This is a genomic window from Veillonella sp. S13053-19 (genome assembly GCF_002959835.1).
Classification (GTDB): domain Bacteria; phylum Bacillota; class Negativicutes; order Veillonellales; family Veillonellaceae; genus Veillonella; species Veillonella rogosae.
The window spans coordinates 1-19297 of sequence record NZ_PPDA01000013.1 but is presented as its reverse complement, the minus strand read 5'-3'; the positions used below and the strand labels follow the sequence as shown (position 1 = coordinate 19297).

The 19297-nt window shown below is 37.8% G+C and carries 19 protein-coding genes, 1 tRNA gene and 1 pseudogene; all 21 read left to right on the top strand.

The features are described from left to right. Window positions 1–9 precede the first annotated feature (9 nt). Entirely contained in the window at window positions 10–912 is a 903-nt protein-coding gene (gene ttdA / locus VEHSUH06_RS08100; RefSeq protein ID WP_105098470.1) for a L(+)-tartrate dehydratase subunit alpha, read from the top strand. Beyond that, complete coding sequence (gene ttdB / locus VEHSUH06_RS08095; RefSeq protein ID WP_105098469.1) at window positions 912–1523, top strand: L(+)-tartrate dehydratase subunit beta; 612 nt, start codon at window positions 912–914, stop codon at window positions 1521–1523. Before ttdA ends, ttdB begins: the two co-directional genes overlap by 1 nt. Before the next feature lie 103 nt (window positions 1524–1626). Next, window positions 1627–2895, top strand: a complete 1269-nt coding sequence (locus VEHSUH06_RS08090; RefSeq protein WP_105098468.1) for an SLC13 family permease — start codon at window positions 1627–1629, stop codon at window positions 2893–2895. Between the two features lie 265 nt (window positions 2896–3160). Next, window positions 3161–4831, top strand: a complete 1671-nt coding sequence (locus VEHSUH06_RS08085; protein ID WP_105098467.1) for a formate--tetrahydrofolate ligase — start codon at window positions 3161–3163, stop codon at window positions 4829–4831. Between the two features lie 151 nt (window positions 4832–4982). Continuing rightward, window positions 4983–5600: a cyclodeaminase/cyclohydrolase family protein gene (locus tag VEHSUH06_RS08080; RefSeq protein WP_105098466.1), complete on the top strand. Its 618-nt coding sequence runs from the start codon at window positions 4983–4985 to the stop codon at window positions 5598–5600. Window positions 5601–5864: 264 nt separating this feature from the next. Next, window positions 5865–6305 carry an MOSC domain-containing protein gene (locus VEHSUH06_RS08075; protein ID WP_009351261.1) on the top strand — a complete coding sequence of 147 codons (441 nt, stop codon included), beginning with the start codon at window positions 5865–5867 and terminating at the stop codon, window positions 6303–6305. A gap of 26 nt (window positions 6306–6331) precedes the next feature. After that, window positions 6332–7297 (top strand): GTP 3',8-cyclase MoaA, encoded by a 966-nt coding sequence (moaA, locus tag VEHSUH06_RS08070; protein WP_105098465.1) that lies wholly within the window; start codon window positions 6332–6334, stop codon window positions 7295–7297. 1 nt (window position 7298) lies between these two features. Continuing rightward, window positions 7299–7601 (top strand): hypothetical protein, encoded by a 303-nt coding sequence (locus tag VEHSUH06_RS08065; RefSeq protein WP_105098464.1) that lies wholly within the window; start codon window positions 7299–7301, stop codon window positions 7599–7601. Between the two features lie 74 nt (window positions 7602–7675). Continuing rightward, a tRNA-Lys gene (locus tag VEHSUH06_RS08060) sits at window positions 7676–7751 on the top strand. Between the two features lie 412 nt (window positions 7752–8163). Further along, complete coding sequence (locus VEHSUH06_RS08055; protein ID WP_105098463.1) at window positions 8164–8367, top strand: helix-turn-helix domain-containing protein; 204 nt, start codon at window positions 8164–8166, stop codon at window positions 8365–8367. Between the two features lie 264 nt (window positions 8368–8631). Continuing rightward, entirely contained in the window at window positions 8632–9573 is a 942-nt protein-coding gene (locus tag VEHSUH06_RS08050; protein WP_105098462.1) for a Dyp-type peroxidase, read from the top strand. A 240-nt stretch (window positions 9574–9813) separates the two neighbouring features. Continuing rightward, a complete protein-coding gene (locus VEHSUH06_RS08045) occupies window positions 9814–10191 on the top strand; it encodes a PH domain-containing protein (protein WP_199179782.1) in 378 nt (125 codons plus the stop codon). Window positions 10192–10359: 168 nt separating this feature from the next. Then, window positions 10360–11859, top strand: coding sequence for a threonine synthase (gene thrC, locus VEHSUH06_RS08040; protein ID WP_105098461.1), 1500 nt, complete (start codon window positions 10360–10362; stop codon window positions 11857–11859). A gap of 175 nt (window positions 11860–12034) precedes the next feature. Beyond that, window positions 12035–12922, top strand: a complete 888-nt coding sequence (locus VEHSUH06_RS08035; protein ID WP_105098460.1) for a DMT family transporter — start codon at window positions 12035–12037, stop codon at window positions 12920–12922. A gap of 405 nt (window positions 12923–13327) precedes the next feature. After that, complete coding sequence (mscL, locus tag VEHSUH06_RS08030) at window positions 13328–13795, top strand: large conductance mechanosensitive channel protein MscL (RefSeq protein ID WP_105098459.1); 468 nt, start codon at window positions 13328–13330, stop codon at window positions 13793–13795. Window positions 13796–13918: 123 nt separating this feature from the next. Continuing rightward, window positions 13919–14968, top strand: coding sequence for a D-glycerate dehydrogenase (locus tag VEHSUH06_RS08025; protein WP_105098458.1), 1050 nt, complete (start codon window positions 13919–13921; stop codon window positions 14966–14968). Between the two features lie 82 nt (window positions 14969–15050). Continuing rightward, window positions 15051–16739: a glutamine--tRNA ligase/YqeY domain fusion protein gene (locus VEHSUH06_RS08020; protein ID WP_105098457.1), complete on the top strand. Its 1689-nt coding sequence runs from the start codon at window positions 15051–15053 to the stop codon at window positions 16737–16739. A gap of 214 nt (window positions 16740–16953) precedes the next feature. Beyond that, entirely contained in the window at window positions 16954–17589 is a 636-nt protein-coding gene (locus tag VEHSUH06_RS08015; RefSeq protein ID WP_105098456.1) for a hypothetical protein, read from the top strand. Between the two features lie 101 nt (window positions 17590–17690). After that, window positions 17691–18278 carry a DUF3793 family protein gene (locus VEHSUH06_RS08010; RefSeq protein WP_105098529.1) on the top strand — a complete coding sequence of 196 codons (588 nt, stop codon included), beginning with the start codon at window positions 17691–17693 and terminating at the stop codon, window positions 18276–18278. A gap of 10 nt (window positions 18279–18288) precedes the next feature. Further along, window positions 18289–18708: a flavodoxin gene (locus tag VEHSUH06_RS08005; RefSeq protein WP_105098455.1), complete on the top strand. Its 420-nt coding sequence runs from the start codon at window positions 18289–18291 to the stop codon at window positions 18706–18708. Between the two features lie 331 nt (window positions 18709–19039). Next, window positions 19040–19297 (top strand): annotated as a pseudogene (locus VEHSUH06_RS08000) (IS256 family transposase); the annotation flags it as partial.

Below are 19297 nucleotides of genomic sequence, written 5' to 3'. Positions count from 1 at the left end.
AGGTTTACGATGAGTACGAAAGAACAACAAGTACAAGAAATGACAAATGTCATCGCAAAGTTCATTGCTTATGTAGCAAAGAAATTACCTGATGATGTAGAAGCAAAAATCAAAGAGCTTGCTGCAGATGAAAAAAATCCATTAGCTAAAACAATTTATGAAACAATGAAAAAGAATCAGGAATTGGCCTTCGATTTAAATCGTCCATCCTGCCAAGATACAGGTGTGTTACAGTTCTGGGTTAAAGTAGGTTCTAACTACCCATTGATCGGTGAACTCGAAGAAATCTTGCGTGATGCTACATACCAAGCTACACAAGATGCGCCACTTCGTCACAACTGTGTAGAAACATTTGATGAATTTAATACTGGTAAAAATATTGGTCGTACAGCTCCGTACATTACATGGGATATCGTACCTGGCCGTGATGATGTAGAAATCTTCCCATACATGGCTGGTGGTGGTTGCTCCTTGCCAGGTTCTGGTAAAACATTGATGCCAGGTGAAGGTTACGAAGGTGTAGCTAAATTTGTATTAGACTTAATGACAAGCTATGGCTTAAATGCATGTCCTCCATTATTAGTTGGTGTAGGCATTGCTACATCTATCGATACAGCAGCAGCTATGTCTAAAAAAGCCTTAATGCGCCCAGTATCCTCTAAAGCAGATAATGAAAAAGCTGCATATATGGAACAATTGCTTGAAGATGGCATTAACGCATTGCACATTGGTCCACAAGGCATGGGCGGTGATAAATCTGTAATGGGTGTTAACATCGAGCATGGCTCTCGTCATCCATCTGTAATTTCTGTAGCTGTCAACGTTGGTTGTTGGAACCATCGCCGCGGTCATGTAGTATTTGATAAAGACGGTAAGTACGAAATTCTATCTCACAAAGGAGTGACATTCTAATGGCTAAACACATTTTGACAACACCAATTCAAGCATCTGATCTTGAAGGTATCAAAGCAGGGGATATTATATATTTAAATGGTCACATCACAACATGCCGTGATGTTGCTCATCGTCGTCTTGTTGAATACGGCCGTGAGTTACCTGTAGATGTACGTAACGGTGCTATCTTGCACGCAGGTCCAATCGTACGTGATCATGGGGATGATAAATTTGAAATGATTTCCGTAGGTCCTACAACATCTATGCGTATGGAAAAATTCGAGTACGAATTTGTAAAACAAACTGGTGTACGCCTTATCGTTGGTAAAGGTGGTATGGGTCCTGAAACGGCTCGTGCATGTAAAGACTTTGGTGCATTGCACTGTGTCTTCCCTGCAGGTAATGCAGTATTAGCAGCTACAGAGGTAGAGGAAATCGAATTTGCTAACTGGCGTGAACTAGGCATGCCTGAAACCTTGTGGACTTGCCGTGTAAAAGAGTTTGGTCCGCTCATCGTATCCATCGATGCGGAAGGTAATAACTACTTTGAAAATAAAAAAGTAGAATACAATGCGAAAAAAGATGAAGTGTTAGAAGAGATTTATAAACACGTAAGCTTCATTAAATAATCTCATTGTGAGTTTTAACTGCATAGGAGGATTATACGGATTTTGTACAATCCTCCTTTTTTGTACCCTTTTTTAAGGATATTACACGTATTGGGAGGTATTTATGGATACGAGTGTAATGATTACCCTGGGCTTCTTGGTATTTGCCATCGTCATGTTTGCATGGGAGAAAATCCCATTGTCTATTACCGCTATGGTTGTGGCGGTAGGCCTGCACTTAAGTGGTGTATTATCCGCTAAAGAAGCGTTCGCCGGTTTTGTGGATCCCAATGTCTTACTATTTATGGGTATGTTTGTTATTGGTGAAGCATTCTTTGCAACAGGTGTAGCAGTAGGTGTAGGTAATGTAGTTCATAAGTTTGCTAAAACTGAAACATCTTTGCTCGTTGCAGTTATGATGATTACAGGTATTTTATCTGGTTTCTTATCTAATACTGGTACAGCTGCTGTACTGATTCCTGTAATTATCGGTATTTGCAAAAAGAGTGGTTTTAAACAAACTAAATTATTGATGCCTCTTGTATTTGCCGCTGCTATGGGTGGTAATATTTCTCTAATTGGTGCGCCTGGTAATATGATTGCGCAAGCAGGATTGCAACAAGCTGGCTTAGGCTCCTTTGGTTTCTTTGATTATGGTCTAGTAGGCTTACCAATCCTTATCGTAGGTACTATATTCTATGCTACAATTGGCAAACGGTTCTTGCCAGATGCTCCAAGTCATCAGCCAGATGGTGCTTTTGAAGGTAATGATGATTATAGTCATGTACCAGCTTGGAAAAAATGGACTTCAGCACTTGTATTGATTTTGACAGTGGCTGCTATGATTTTTGAAAAACAATTGGGCGTAAAACTCTATGTAAGTGCTTGGATCGGTGCTCTTGTATTAGTAGCTACTAATGTTATTAGCGAAACAGCAGCTGTTAAATCTATCGACATGAAAACAATTATGCTCTTTGCTGGTTCCATGGCCCTTGGGGATGCGATGGTAAAAACTGGTACGGGCAGTGTAATTGCTGATATTATCGTGAATAGTCTTGGTGCTAGTCCATCTCCAATTGTTGTGCTAGTAGTAATCTTTGTTCTTGGCGTATTTATGACAAACTTTATGTCTAATACGGCTACTTGTGCGTTGTTAGTTCCTATCGGTCTTAGTCTAGCCGCTCAACTTGGCTTTGATCCAAAAGCAGTGCTTGCAGCTATCGTAATAGCAAGTTCCTTGGCATATGCTACACCAATTGGTATGCCTGCTAATACTATGGTATACAATATAGCTGGCTATAGCTTCATGGATTATGTGAAAGCTGGTTTGCCGCTCATTGCTGTATCTAGTATAGTGGCACTCGTATTATTACCAATCTTATTCCCGTTTTAAAATATTCGAAAACTATAAATTTGCCTAGTGTACGGAGGATACACTAGGCATTTTAATATGCTTAGTTGTATAGTCCATGGGAGAATTTATTAATTATATTACTGAAATTGTTAAGGATTAATATTAGACATATGTACTACTTTCATATATAATAGATTACTGTAGCTGTACAAATATACATCTACAGTAGACATTTAGTATTAAATAGTAAACATTAAATAGTAAGTTTATAGTTGATAGATGGCCATGGTGCCGAGGAGGCTGTATGTTAAGCGATATTGAGATTGCCCAACAGAATAAAATGGAGAAGATACAGGTTATTGCCGATAAATGTGGTTTAACACCTGATGACATTGAACAATATGGTCATTATAAAGCGAAAATTTCCTTTGATGCTATTCGTCGCTTAGAAACAAAGCCGGACGGTAAATTAGTGCTAGTTACGGCCATTACGCCAACACCGGCAGGGGAAGGTAAATCTACAACGAGCATTGGTCTTGTTCAAGGCTTACAAAAAATTGGTAAAAACGCTATTGCTACATTGCGTGAACCATCTTTAGGTCCTGTATTTGGTATTAAAGGTGGTGCCGCTGGTGGCGGTTATGCTCAAGTTGTACCGATGGATGATATTAACCTCCATTTTACAGGTGATATGCACGCTATTACTGCAGCTAATAATTTATTGTCTGCTATGATCGACAATCACATCCATCAAGGTAATGAATTGCAAATCGATTTGCGTCAATTATCTTGGACTCGTGTACTAGATATGAATGACCGTGCTCTTCGTAATGTAACGGTTGCTCTTGGTGGTAAAGTCTGTGGCTTCCCACGAGAAGATCACTTTATGATTACTGTTGCTTCTGAAATCATGGCTATTCTTTGCTTAGCTAAAGATCTAGAAGATTTAAAAGAACGTTTTGGTCGCATTGTTATTGGCTGTAATTTAGCAGGTGAGCCTGTTTATGTTCATCAACTTGGTTGCCAAGGTGCGATGGCGCTTCTTATGAAAGACGCAATCAAGCCAAATTTAGTACAAACATTAGAACATACACCAGCTATTGTTCACGGTGGCCCATTTGCAAACATCGCTCATGGTTGTAACTCCATCGTAGCTACAAAGCTTGGTCTTAAATTAGGTGACATCGTAGTTACAGAAGCTGGCTTTGGTGCTGATTTGGGGGCTGAAAAGTTCCTTGATATCAAATGCCGCTACGGTAATATCTTCCCTGATACAATTGTTATTGTAGCAACATTGCGTGCTCTAAAAATGCATGGTGGTGTACCTAAGCAAGAACTCAATACAGAAAACGTAGAGGCTGTTACAAAAGGTTTTAGTAACTTACAAAAAGCTATTGAAAACATGCGTTACTTTAACGTGCCTGTATTAGTGGCAATCAATAAATTTGCTACTGATACGGATGCTGAAATTGCAGAATTAACTCGTCTCTGCGACGAATTTGGTGTACCTGTAGAGCTTAATGAATGTTGGGAAAAGGGCGGCGAAGGCGGCACTGATATGGCGAAAAAGGTCGTAGAGCTACTTGAAGGGCCTAAACCAACACCTAAATTCGTTTATGACTTAGAAGATACTTTGGAAGATAAAGTTAATAAAATTGTTAAAACCATTTATGGTGGCGATGGTGTTATCTTTACAGACAAAGCTAAAAAACAAATTAAACAATTAGCAGACTGGGGACTAGATCGTTTACCTGTATGTATGGCAAAAACACAATATTCCTTATCTGATAATCCAGCCCTTTTAGGTGCTCCAACGGGCTTTACCATCACTGTATCCGATATCCGCGTTGCTAATGGTGCAGGTTTTATCGTATGCCGTACAGGGGATGTAATGGTTATGCCTGGCCTTCCTAAACGTCCTGCCGCTCTTAATATGGATATCGAAGCGGACGGCACGATTAAGGGATTGTTCTAATATAAATCCTTTACAGCAGATACTTTTTTAACTACCTATTGGTAGTGTCTGCTCTAACTAGTTTTATATAGTGTTTTATCTGTATATTTTTATAATAATTAGAAAGCGATAACAAGGATATCTTGTTATCGCTTTTACATGAGGTCTTGTTATGAATTTAGTAGAACAACGTGTTATAGATTTTGTAGCTGCTACGGCGTCTAAAGAGCCTACACCTGGTGGTGGTGCCATTGCAGCTTTAACTGCTGCAACAGGTGCAGCATTGGCTGAAATGGTAGCGAACTTAACCTTTGGTAAAAAGGGCTACGAAGAGGTTCAGTCCGAAATGGAAGAACTTCAAACTAAGGCCGAAGCGATTCGTAATCGCATGCTCGAATTATCTCAAGCTGATGCAGATGTATTTAATATTTTTATGAATGCCTTAGGTTTGCCAAAGAATACAGATGAAGAAAAGGCTACGCGCACAGCGGCGATTCAGCAAGCTTATAAAGACGCGGCTATGGTTCCTTTTGAAATCGGTGAATTAGCGTATCAAATCTTTGATTTAGCGGAACTAGCATCTCGTAAGGGCAATCAAAACCTAATTACCGATGGTATTATTGCGGCTATTAATGCACGTGCGGCGGTGAAAGCAGCATTTTTAAATGTACGTATCAATTTATCTGGCATTAAAGATGAGGCTTTTGTAGCTGATGTAACGGCTAAGATGAATGCTATTGAACAAGATCTTGATACTAAAGAAGCCGCTATTATAAGCTTATACAAATAATAAAAGCTGTTATAATACTCTTTTTTTAATACGTCGTTAAATTATAAAAATGAGAACTCTATTCGTTGAGAATAGAGTTCTTTTTTTAGTGATTAAATTCACAGGGAAAATGTCTAAATACTATGTTATAATATATAGATAATTGTAAAAGTATTTTGTAATGCTTTCACCAAAATGAGAATTACATGTTTATTTTGCAATTAAATGTTTATATAAAGTTATATATATGTATATGGTATGTTCCCATAAGAAGGGAAGGGCTACATGGCAGAAGGAAAAATTATTGCTATCTCCATTAGTGAGAAAAAAGGGCAAAAGAAACATAATATTGAATCCGCAAATCTTATCGTAGATCATGGTATGGAAGGTGATGCTCACGCAGGCAATTGGCACCGTCAAATTAGTTTGCTTGGCATTGCAAGTATCGACCATATGCGCGCTCAAGGGGCGGATGTAAAACCGGGTGATTTTGCTGAAAATATTACAGTTGAAGGTATGGTACTGTATGAATTGGCAGTAGGTACACAACTACAAGTCGGTAAAGACGTTATTCTTGAAATCACACAAATCGGTAAGGAATGTCACCATGGTTGTGAAATCATGAAACAAGTTGGTTCTTGTATTATGCCGACACAAGGTATTTTTGGCAAGGTTCTTAAAAATGGTACAATTCACGTAGGTGATGAAGTATCTATTATTAAATAATTCTGTATTGGTAAACGAGGTGTGTTATGAAAGACGCATGGGGCCGTACAATTGAATATGTACGTCTGTCGCTGACAGATGCGTGTAATTTCTGTTGTCCCTATTGCCGACCTGCAGAAATTACGCCTCAAAGTCAAACACAACTATTATCTGTTGATGAATGGATGACCATCTTAGAGGCTTTCCATCGTATTGGTGTGAAAGCTGTGCGACTAACAGGTGGTGAACCATTGTTGTATCCTCATATTGAAGAGTTGTTAGAACGCATTAAAGCAACGGGTTGGTTTGAAGATATTTCCATGACTACAAATGGTAGTCTATTATCATCTCGTGCTCAACGGTTGAAAAAACTAGGCTTAAACCGTGTGAATATTAGCTTGGATTCCCTTGAAAGTGAAGCCTTTGCTACATGTGTAGGTAAAGATGGGCAACTTGAGTCCGTTCTTGAGGGGATTCGCAGTGCTATTAATGCTAACTTCAAGTCTGTAAAAATCAATACGGTTTTGTCTCGACATTGGTCTGATGATGAAGTTAAATCGTTATTACAATATGTAGAAAAGTGGCCTGTTGTTTGGCGCTTTATTGAATATATGCCATTCCAAGGTGATGCATTCCATGGACCGACCTTTGATGAGTGGAAGGCTCAATTGGAACGTGTGAGTGGGGGGCCTCTTACAGAGGTTCATTCTGTATATGGTTTTGGTCCTGCTACGTATTTAGCGTTACCAAGTGGTAAGGCGGTAGGCTTTATTTTCTCTATGTCTCATAGCTATTGTGATACATGTAATCGCGTTCGACTCACATCCGATGGACAAATGCGCTTATGTTTGCTCCGTGATGATGAGGCTGATTTAGTATCACTCGTACGCAATGGAGCGACTGCAGAGGACTTGGCAGAGCATATTGAGCGAGCATTACAGCGTAAACAAGAACGACATGATGGAATAGGGATGGAGCAACCAGAACGTCCAATGTGGCGCATCGGAGGGTAGTATGGGATTTTTTGATTTTATCAAACCAAGATCAAAAGAAAATATTGAATCATGCTGGCCCGGGGGTAAAATGCTTCAAGTCCATATAGAGTACGATACCGTAAAAGCTGTTTTTACCTATTTTGGTCGCTATGGTTTACAATTTAGTGTACCTAAGGATAATCTAACACATGTCGTTGTTAAAGAGGTAAGTCGTACACATAGTGTACTTCAACTATATAGTGGTGAAGACTGCGTAGGAACGAGTGATTTACTTCCTACAGAGGCTTGTAATACCATGAAAGACTGGGTGTTACAATTTTAATGCATATGTTTTATAGGAATGTAATAAATATTCTTTACATTCCTATAAAAGAGGCATATAATTAGTCATGTCATGGACCACTAGCTCAGCTGGCAGAGCACCTGACTCTTAATCAGGGTGTCCAGGGTTCGAACCCCTGGTGGTCCACCATATAAACCCGCGCAGTAGTGCGGGTTTTTCTTATTATTGTCTTTAGACTGGTTCGCGACATAGTCGCGAACCATAAAACCACCCGCTATGCGGGTGCGGTAACGAAAGTTATACAAAAAAAATCACCTTGCTTAAGTATAATGTAGGTGTTCAAGCCGCATTATATGCAAAAGAAAGGTGATTTATAAAAATAATAAAAAGTGGCTACCCTTAATATTAGCTATCCTCCAACTAGCAACTGCGGTGATAACGGTGATTAATAAGGAGTAACTACGAGGGCTAGGAAGAGCCCCACTCTTCTTAACTATTATATCAATGAGATAGATATGATTTCAAGATTAACGTCAATAATTGATATTATTGCCTTTATATTATCCGTTTATAATTTATTAGTAATATTAGGAGTACTATAATGAAACTAGATGATGTAATGACTACACAAGAGGCTGGTGAAAGATGGAATGTACCAGCTGATTCTATTAAGCAATGCTGTTTAAAGCGATATGCAAATAAACAATTTACCGATGAAGAGGCTAGAAAATCGGGCAAGAATTGGCTTGTGACCCGCCAGGGCATGGAACGGTTATATGGTGAAGAAAAGGATCGTTCTATCTAATGTATATATTATATATGATATCATTTTGACATTATATTATTAAAAAATATGTAGAAATATAGGTAAATAATAAGCCTATAGAACAAATACCAAAAGAATATATGACCAATTGATATTTTAAGCTTTTAGTTTTCTTCTTTTCTGAAAGGTTTGTAATAGCTGAGATGAGTTTATTGGATATGGAATGTTTTATATCTCATAGACAATACGGGCTTAATAGCTTATGATTGCTATATAATAATTTTTCTCATTAGGAGGTAACGAATGGCTTTAGATATTTCTAGAACACAAGATGTGTACAAAGATGCTGGCCAAAGTGTCAACTTTACGACGTTGTTATTAAACCGCGAAGATCATGATGCAGAGCTTGAAGTGATTCAAGATATGGCAGATAGAATCCAAGCAATTAAACGTTCTGTTAGTATTCGTGCTAACAATTCTGGGTTAGCTATTGCTTTTGGTTTTAGCCGTAAAGCATGGGATTATTTGTTCCCTAATGCACCTGTACCAAAAGAATTAGAAGATTTTACTGGCATTAAAGGGGATAAACAAGACGTACCTGCTGTACCAGCAGATTTATTCCTCCATGTTCGTTCTAATGATGAATCTGTGACGTATACTGTGGTAGACCAAATTATGGGCTTCTTACGTCCTATTACATCTGTGGTGGATGAAACTCATGGCTTCCATTATGAACAAGGTCGGGCTATCATCGATTTCGTAGATGGTACAGAAAACCCTGTCGGTGAAGAGGCTGTAGAGTGGGGCGTTATTGGTGAGGAAGATCCTAAATTTACCAATGGCTCCTATGCATTTGCTCAAAAATATGAGCATGACCTAGATGCTTGGCGTGCGCTTCCTACAGAAATGCAAGAAAAATTCATTGGTCGTCGTAAATTCAGCGATATTGAATTAGAAGATGATGAAAAAGATCCAGCTGCTCATAATGTAGTAGCTCAAGATAATCGCGATGACGAAGAACATAAAATCGTTCGCATGAATGTGCCGTTTGCACAACCAGGCCAAGGTATACGTGGTACATACTTTATTGGCTATGCTCGTTACTGGGATGTAACGAAAACAATGCTTACCAATATGTTTACTCAAAATGATAAGTTGTTAGACTATTCTAAACCGATTACAGGCATGTTATTCTTCATTCCATCCCTTGATACATTGGATGCTATTGCAGAAGGTGAGTTATAATTTTATTGAATTAAGCTTTCACTCAAAAAAAGGAGCCCTAAGTATGGGGCTCCTTTTTTTTGAGATTAAAATTTATAAAAAGATAGCATTAAATTTAATGAAGTTTAAAAAACAATGGAAGATATTTGATATAAGTTAGTATATTATTTGGTATAATTATTTTGTATTATATTTAATAAATATAATGCTTACAACTAAATATAAGGTGGAGAGTAGTGGTTTATGAATTGGGAGGTTTATATGGGACATGAAATAGCAACAAAAAAATTATCGATGTTAAATTATGTTGAGTCTGGGACTAAAAAAGAATTGTATTCTCATGTATTATTTGATGAGGCAATTTGTTTTGAATTTAATGCTCCTAGAGATGTATTAGTAGTTACAGATAAAAAGATTATAGCTATAGATGTTCAAGGGTTAACAGGCAAGAAAAAAGAGGTTTTAGTAATTCCGTTTTCAAAGATTACAGCATTTTCGACAGAGACTGCAGGTACTTTTGATTTTGACTTAGAAGTTAAAATCTGGGCTTCTGGTATAGGACTTGTTGAGTTTACCTTTTTGAAAGGTGTTAAAAACTTTACGGAGCTTACAAAACATTTAGCTAAGCATATCGTTTAATAAATATTAATTTTTATAGTTTGTGATGTTCAGTTTTGTTAGCAGCATTTAATTTGAGTGAAAATATCATATAAATTCTATAGAAGCGCTCCTTTTAAGGGCGCTTTTATGCTATAATAAATCTATTAGACTCGAAAAAATACATTGTAGTTATAAATGAGGTATTCCATGAATTATACTAGCACCCGCGGTACCGTTGCGGTAAATGAAACATATGCATTGTTGCACGGCTTAGCAGAGGATGGTGGTCTATACGTACCATCTTTATTCCCTACGAACTGCTTAACTTACAATGATGTGAAAGATAAAAACTATCAAGAGGTAGCAGCTGTTGTATTAGCTAAGTTGTTCCCATGCTTCTCTGAAGCTCATTTAAATGAAATGATCAATTCTGCGTACTCTGATGCTAACTTTAGCACCCGCGATATTGCACCATTACATTCTATCTTAGAAAAAGTATCCGTCTTGGAATTGTTCCACGGTCGTACACAAGCTTTCAAAGATATGGCATTATCTTTATTCCCATACCTTTTAGTAGCCGCTAAAGAAGCAGAAGGTGAGAAAAAAGAGGTTCTTATCTTAACTGCTACATCTGGTGATACTGGTAAAGCTGCTCTTGAAGGCTTTAAAGATGTGCCTGGTACACATATCCAAGTATTCTACCCAACAGATGGCGTAAGCCCAATGCAAGCTGAGCAAATGCAAAAGCAAGAAGGGGAGAACGTTAATGTAACTGCTATTCATGGCAACTTCGACGATGCTCAACAATTCTTGAAACGTCTCTTTGTAGATAAAGAAACGGCAGAAGCTGTAGCTGAAAAAGGTGTAATGTTCTCTAGTGCGAACTCCATTAACATCGGCCGTTTGGCACCACAAGTAGTGTACTATGTAAATGCCTATGCTGAGCTCGTAGCTCAAGGTGCTATCCATGAAGACGAAGCTTTTAACGTAGTTGTTCCAACAGGTAACTTCGGTAATATCTTGGCTGCTTACTATGCGAAGAAAATGGGGATTCCTATTGGCAAATTGATTTGTGCATCTAATCAAAATAACGTACTTACTGATTTCTTTGAAAATGGTACATACGATATGAATCGTCCGTTCTATACGACGATTTCTCCGTCCATGGATATTCTTGAATCCTCTAACTTTGAACGCTTCTTGTACTATATTTCTGGTGAAGACAGTGAACGCACAGCAGGTTGGATGAAAGATCTTAAGTCTACTGGTAAATTGACTGTTAACGAAGAAGAGTTCAAACGCGTTAAAGCTAATTTTGCTGGTGCTTACGTTAGTGATGAAGAAACAAAAGCGATCATTCAACAAGTATATAACTCCTATGGTTATGTAATGGACCCTCATACGGCGGTTGCTATGGGTGCGTACATGAAGGAATTGGAAAAACATCCTGAAGATGGTGCTCGTCATACTGTAATTGCATCTACTGCACATCCGTTCAAATTCCCTACACCAATTTGTGAGGCATTGGATATTAAGGTGGGTGAGACTCCTTATGAAAGCTTAGATAATATCTCTGCTGTAACAGGTGTTGCGTTCCCTAAACAATTAGAAGCATTGCAATCTAAACCATTGCGCTTCACAAAAGCAATCGATAAAGAGAATATGAAGCAAGAAATCTTAGATTTTGTAAATACATTCTCTGAATAATACAATGCCGCCTTTCGTTAGAAGGGCGGCATATATTTTGTTAAGGGATCCTATGATTTAGTGGATAGTATGATTTAGGGGCATATTAATTTAACTTGTGTGGTTAAGTTAATATAGTAGTATTATTACTGGATTTTTTCTTTAAAATATACATGGAAGTATATAGGGAGGTAGTATGGCTAAAAAAGGCCTTATGTACGCATTGTTATCGGCTCTTTTGTTGAGTACGATGAATTTATTCGTAAAGATGCTAGGCTCTAATATTCCTTCTGGGGAAATTGCCTTTTTCCGTGGCTTATTTGGTACTGTAGCGGTTCTTATCGTTATGTATACCCAAGGCATCCGATTCTCTAAAGAAGATAGAGGACATCTTATAATGCGCGGTTTATACGGCGGCTTTGGCATGGTTTGTAACTTTATTGCCTTAGTGCATTTAAAATTATCTGATGCAACGATTCTATTTCAAACATCAGGTATATTTGTATTGATATTTAGCGCCTTATTTCTTAAAGAACGGGTACCTAAAGGGGCTGGGAAATGGCTTCTTTTGATCTTTGTAGCTGTAATGGTTATGGTAAATCCATTTAGCTTTACCGGCTTTACTTGGTTTGCCTTAGTAGCTATTTTAGGGGCTGCTTTATCTGCGGCTGCGTATACAACGATTCGCCTTATATCTAAGCGAGGTAAGCATAGTAATTTCGAAATTATGGCGTATTTTATGATTACAGGTATGATTGCAGGACTTGTTACAACTGATAAACTCGTTATGCCTCAAGGCACAGATTGGCTTATCATCTTGGCGATTGGTGGCATTAGTGTGGTGGCTCAGTTCTTCTTAACCGGTGCCTTTGTTACCACAAATGCCGTAGTGGCTCAATTCTTGCAATACGTTGGTGTATTTATTAGTTCCTTCTATGGGTTCTTGTTCTTTGGTGAAAGTTTATCTATTGAAACTATAGGAGCTGGTATTGCGATGTTTGTATCCTCTGTTATGCTAGCGCGCCTTAAAGAGCAAAGTGGTCCTTTGCGTGAAGGCAAGGTTATAGAAGATAAAATTAAATAACTGTGGAATATATACAATACAGTCAAGTTATAGAAGCCGATATGATACGGCCCGAATTTATTGCTGTTATAGAAGAGACTAGAGATCCTTCCTGAGATATAAACATATAATAGTATATATAAAGGGTTATAAATTACTTTTTCTAATTAATAGAGTCTAACCGATGTAGGGTTAGACTCTATTTTTTACGTATTCCATATAAAGTTTTTAAAGAAATATACAATAATATGGTGCGAAAAATACGCATAATTACTGGTTTATTACAATAATAGATAGGATTATGAAAAACTATATTAAATAATTTCGAAAAACTACATCGAAAATTCTTGACATCTCTTCATGTTTCCTTTATGATTAGTACAGTTATTAACGCATTCTCAATTAAATGTAACTAGGAGTAGTGAAATGAAACAATTTTTGAACGATTTTAAAGCTTTTGCATTCAAAGGTAACATGATGGACCTAGCTATTGGTATGATTATCGGTGCTGCTTTCACGGCGTTGGTTAACTCTGTTGTAAGCAACTTGTTCATGCCTATTATCAGCTTGTTCACAGGTGGTATTGATTTCAGCAACTTGTACTTACCATTAAATGCTGCGTCTAAAGATGCATTCATGGCTGGTGCTGATATTAATGCAGCTCGTGCAGTTGGTTCTGTATTGCCATACGGTACATTCATTACTGATTTGATTCAATTCTTAATCTTGGCGTTCGTTGTATTCTTGATGGTTCGCGCATTAGCTAAAATGATGAAAAGCGCGAAAGAAGAAGAAGCTGCTGAAGCGCCAGTAACTAAAGAATGTCAATTCTGTAAAACAGAAATTCACATTGATGCAGTTAAATGTCCTAACTGTACAGCAGATTTGAACTAATTCAAACTAAAAATGCAAAATCAAAGGAGTAAGGCTTAGGCCTTACTCCTTTTTGTTGTATTAATTTAGCTTTCTAGTATAAAATATAAGTATAATAACAGAATTCTTATGGGAGGGATGCATATGGAACAAAAACCTCTAGTAGTAGTAAATGGGCTTGTTCGCAAGGATGCGATTGCATATTTAAAAGAGCACGTAGAAGTGCGCCAATGGACTGAAAAGACAGTAATGCCTCGGGAGACATTAAAGGAATGGCTCGTTGATGCGGATGGTTTGTGGTGTGTTCGTCCTTTAGATGTAGATGGTGATCTTGTAAAAAATGCACCTAATTTAAAGGTTATTGCTCAGGCCGCTGTTGGTTATGACAATGTAAATATTGATGAATTAACAGCTGCAGGTATTCCTTATGGCAATACTCCGGGCGTTTTAAATGAAACCGTCGCGGAGCTTGCTTTTACCTTGATTACCACTGCAAGTCGTCGTATTTTGGAAAATGCTAATTTTGTAAAAGAAGGACGTTGGGCGCAAAGACCATCTAATATTAAAGGGTTTGATTTGAGTCGTCGCACCCTTGGTATTATTGGTATGGGCGCTATCGGTGTATCTATTTCTCGTCGTGCTCGTGCTTTTGGTATGACCGTTGTATATCATAACCGTAATCAACGTATAGATGATAAGATTCATAAAACTACGTATATGGAGCTAGATGACTTATTAGCTACTAGTGATGTAGTATGCGTGATGGCTCCGTTAACAGACGAAACATATCACATGTGTAATGAAGCATTCTTCAAAAAAATGAAAAATACTGCACTATTTGTTAATGTTGGTCGTGGCCCTATTGTAGATACGGATGCGCTTATTAATGCACTTAAAACAGGCGAAATTGATTATGCAGCGCTTGATGTTACGGATCCAGAACCTCTACCTGCTGATCATCCATTGTTAGAGGTAGAAAATTGTCTCATCGTACCACATATTGGTTCTTACACAGATAGAACTCGTTATGATATGTCTATTTTGACAGCTGACAATATTATTGCTGGTGTTCAGAAGAAACCGTTAAAGACTTGTGTAAACGAAGAAGTGAACTATAAAAAACCGCAAATGGACGTAGAATCTGCATTAGAAGAGCTCAAAAAGGCGGGCGTTGATTTGACTGATTTTGACTAAAATTATAAGATCTTAAAAAATATGCGGTTTTATGCAAAATATGGTAAAATAAAAGAATATTTATCCTATGGAGGTAAGAACGGTGGAACATAAAGACATTGAAAAAAATGTAGCTCCTGAAGAAGTTGTATCTGTTAACTTTATCGAAGCTATCATCAACAAAGATAATGAAACTGGTAAATACGGTGGTCGCGTATTAACACGCTTCCCGCCAGAACCAAATGGCTACTTGCACATTGGCCATGCCAAATCTATCTGCCTTAACTTTGGTATTGGCAAACAGTACAATGGCTTAACAAATCTTCGTTTTGATGATACAAACCCAACAAAAGAAGATATTGAATACGTAAACTCCATCATGGAAGATGTAAAATGGCTTGGCTTTGAATGGGCTGGCGATGTTCGTTATGCATCCGACTACTTTGGTGAAATGTACGAATATGCTAAGAAATTGATTTCTCTTGGCAAAGCTTATGTAGATGATCAAACTGCTGAAGAAATCAAACAAACTCGTGGTGATTACTCTACACCTGGTATCAATAGCCCTTATCGTGAACGTAGCGTAGAAGAAAACTTGAAACTCTTCGAAGAAATGAAAGACGGTAAATACGATGATGGTGAAAAGGTATTGCGTGCAAAAATCGACATGGCACATCCTAATATCGTTATGCGTGACCCTGTTATTTATCGTATTGTAAAAGCTGAACATCACAATACAGGTAATGAATGGGTGATTTACCCTATGTACGACTATGCACATCCTATTGAAGATGCCATTGAACGTATTACACACTCTATTTGTACATTAGAATTCGAAGTTCACCGCCCATTATATGATTGGGTATTAGAGGATTGGGATGACACTGAAATTCCGCAACAAATTGAGTTTGCTCGCCTAAATGTAACTAAGATGGTTATGTCTAAACGTAAATTGCGCGCTCTTGTTGAGGCTGGTCTTGTAGCTGGTTGGGATGATCCTCGTATGCCTACTATTTCCGGCTTACGCCGCCGTGGCTATACTCCTGAAGCTATTCGTGATTTCTGTGACCGCATTGGTGTAGCTAAGGCTGACAGTGTTGTAGACATTGCATTGCTTGAGTTCTGTATCCGTGAGGACTTGAAACTCAAGGCTACACGTCCAATGGTTGTTATTGATCCTGTGAAAGTTGTGATCACAAACTATCCAGAAGGTCAAACAGAGCTTGTAACAGTTGAAAACAACCCTGAAAACGAAGAACTTGGTAATCGTGAAGTTGTATTTGGTCGTGAAATCTATATCGAACGCAATGACTTTATGGAAGAGCCCGTTAAGAAATTCTTCCGTTTGGCACCAGGTAAAGAAGTACGCTTGAAAGGCGCTTATTTCATTACATGTACTGACGTTATTAAAGACGAAAATGGTAATATTACAGAGATTCACTGTACATATGATCCTGAAACTAAGAGCGGCAGTGGTTGCACACGTAAAGTTAAAGGTACATTGCACTGGGTTGAAGCATCTACTGCAGTAGATATTGAGTCCCGCTTGTATGATTACTTGCTCAAAGAAGATTCTGACGGTAAAGACTTCTTAGGTGACTTCAATCATGAGTCCTTACAAGTTTTCAATAGTAAAGGCGAAGCTTGCCTTGCTACAACTATACCGGGCGATCGTTTCCAATTCTTACGCCAAGGTTACTTTGTAACTGATAAAGATAGCACACCAGATCATATCGTAATGAACCGTATTGTTGGTTTACGCGATAGCTGGGCTAAAGAACAAAAGAAATAATATTGTATTCGTGGTAGCTAACCATGATGCTAAAGAACCGCCCCTCGGTGGGCGGTTCTTTAATACTGTGTTGTTATTAGAAATAATTTGTTCCTAATAAATTATTAGAGACCTTTAATCTATGGTTATTGTTAGAAACTTTAACCGATTGTTAGCGTCACCTTTAGTTGTTGTATTGAACATTTATTATGAACATGTTTCGGTGAGGAGAACTATGAAAAAATTAGTATTACTTGCTACGGCAGCAGCTCTATTAGTATCAGTACCAGCTGTTGGTTCTGCAGCAAATATTAAGTCAATTTTGAATAGAAGCCAAACGGTAACATACCAAGGCGTTAAATTGCCTGAAGGTGTTGCTATGTATCAGAATAATCCTAAAGCGTTATTTGCTGGAGATGCTAAAAAGGATATAAAGTCTGTTCTTGTTGAAGCAGGTGCAACGTCTGCAGATGTATATACATTAAATATTAAAAACGAAAATGAAATGCATTATGCTGTGTATGCTAATGTAGTATTAGGTAAACGCTTATCCGGTCGCATGAGTGAAACAAAGCATGTAAATACGGATCCATCTGCCCTTGGTGCATTAGCTGCAGCTATTAACAAGGGGGATAGCCCGGTACTTGGTACTTTTACAGTGGTAAAACCATTAGTAAAACAAGGTAATGCCTATGAGGGTACATTAAAATATAAAAGTATTGCTAATAATAATTCTTATAATGAAATCTTGCATATTAATCTTTTTGAAGATAAATATACAGGCCCGAATGCACGCTTTATCACTATTGATGAAGCTAATGATGCTGTAGTTTTCCCTAAAGTAAAAGGTTTGCTTAATGCCAAAAAATAAATAATTATTGAAAATATATATCAATTATTCTTGACAATTTTTCTCATCAAGAGTACTATGTGCATATAGGAATTATTCTCATTAGAGAGAATTCTAACGATGTGCAACAGGCAGGTACTATTATGATGAATTCAATTGACCATATCATTGGATATCATTGTGCACCGGCAATTCGAGGTATTAAGCTTTCGAATTTGGTTTCTATTCCACGGGACATGAATGAACAAATCCAATTTGTATTGACAGAATATAATAAAGAGTTCAATGAAAAAGGATTGTTCTTCTTTGAATTATGTCGCTGTAAAGCGCGTAGACTGCTATTGGTATTCCGTGAGAAACAATTACGAGACTATGTGCGGCAACCTGCGGTGATGACATTTTTGAAAGCCTACGGTTATCATGATCGCATGAGCATTATGGAGATGCTTGAGCATTTAAGATATCGTATGGAAGCGAGTATTGATTTTCCACATGAAATCGGCGTATTTCTAGGTTATCCATTAAAAGATGTAAAATATTTTATTTCACGTCGTGGTAATGGATACCGTATGTGTGGAGAGTGGAAAGTCTACCATGATGTGGTAGACGCAAAGCGCTCTTTCTTGTGTTACAAAGCATGTCGTGAATTTTGTCAAACTCAATTGATGTTGGGAAAAACATTTAGTTCATTGGTCGCAAGAACGGCCTAGGAGGTACAAGATGATTGGTGTAATTTATTGGTCCGGTACAGGCAACACAGAACAAATGGCTCAAGCAGTAGCTGAAGGTATCAAAGCTGCAGGTCAAGAAGTTGAAGTAAAATCTGTTTCTGAAGTATCCGTAGATGACGCAGCAGCTTACGAAAAACTAGCTCTTGGCTGTGCTGACATGGGTGCAGAACAATTAGAAGAAGGCGAATTTGAACCATTCTACACAGAATTAGAAGCTAAATTGGGTGGTAAAAAAGTAGCAATCTTTGGCTCCTATGGTTGGGGTGGTACTTGGTTAGAAGACTGGGGCACTCGCATTAAAGATGCTGGTGGTGAATTAGTAGCTGATGGCTTAGCGCTTTTGGGTGAACCTGATGATGACGGTAAAGCTCAATGCCAAGAATTAGGTAAAACTTTAGCGAACGCTTAATTGATCTTAACAATATACAAAGGCTGTAATAACGATAAATTCGTTATTACAGCCTTTTTATATTTATTATATATAACATCAATATTTCAATTAGAACGAAAATTTTCTTTCTTATGAATACAAAGAATATTTGGGTTATAGGACAAAACGTGTTGGTTTTATAGGGGATGGAGCCAGTAAATTACTGCTTCCATCGCCATTTTAAGTTCTTTTGATAAACTTAGAGGGTGGACAAAATGTGTTGGTAAAAAGTCCCAAACCCCTTGATTTTACTGGCTTCAATAAGGTTATATCTTCTTAGAAAATCGTGTTCTAAGTGGAGGGAATAATCATGCTGGTAAGATGTATAAATTGTGGATTTTCTTGTCAAAAATATGGGAAAACTAAAGCTGGATCACAACGATGGCATTGTAAGCAGTGTAACATCACCTTTACACAAACTATTGATAATACTACTAAATGTTTTCATCGATTTCTAAATTGGTTATTTAGTAAAGAAACACAACAGGACATGCCTGGGCAGGGCCGTACATTTCGTAGACAGATAGCTGATTTCTGGCAAATATGGCCTATGCCGCCCAAAATTGAA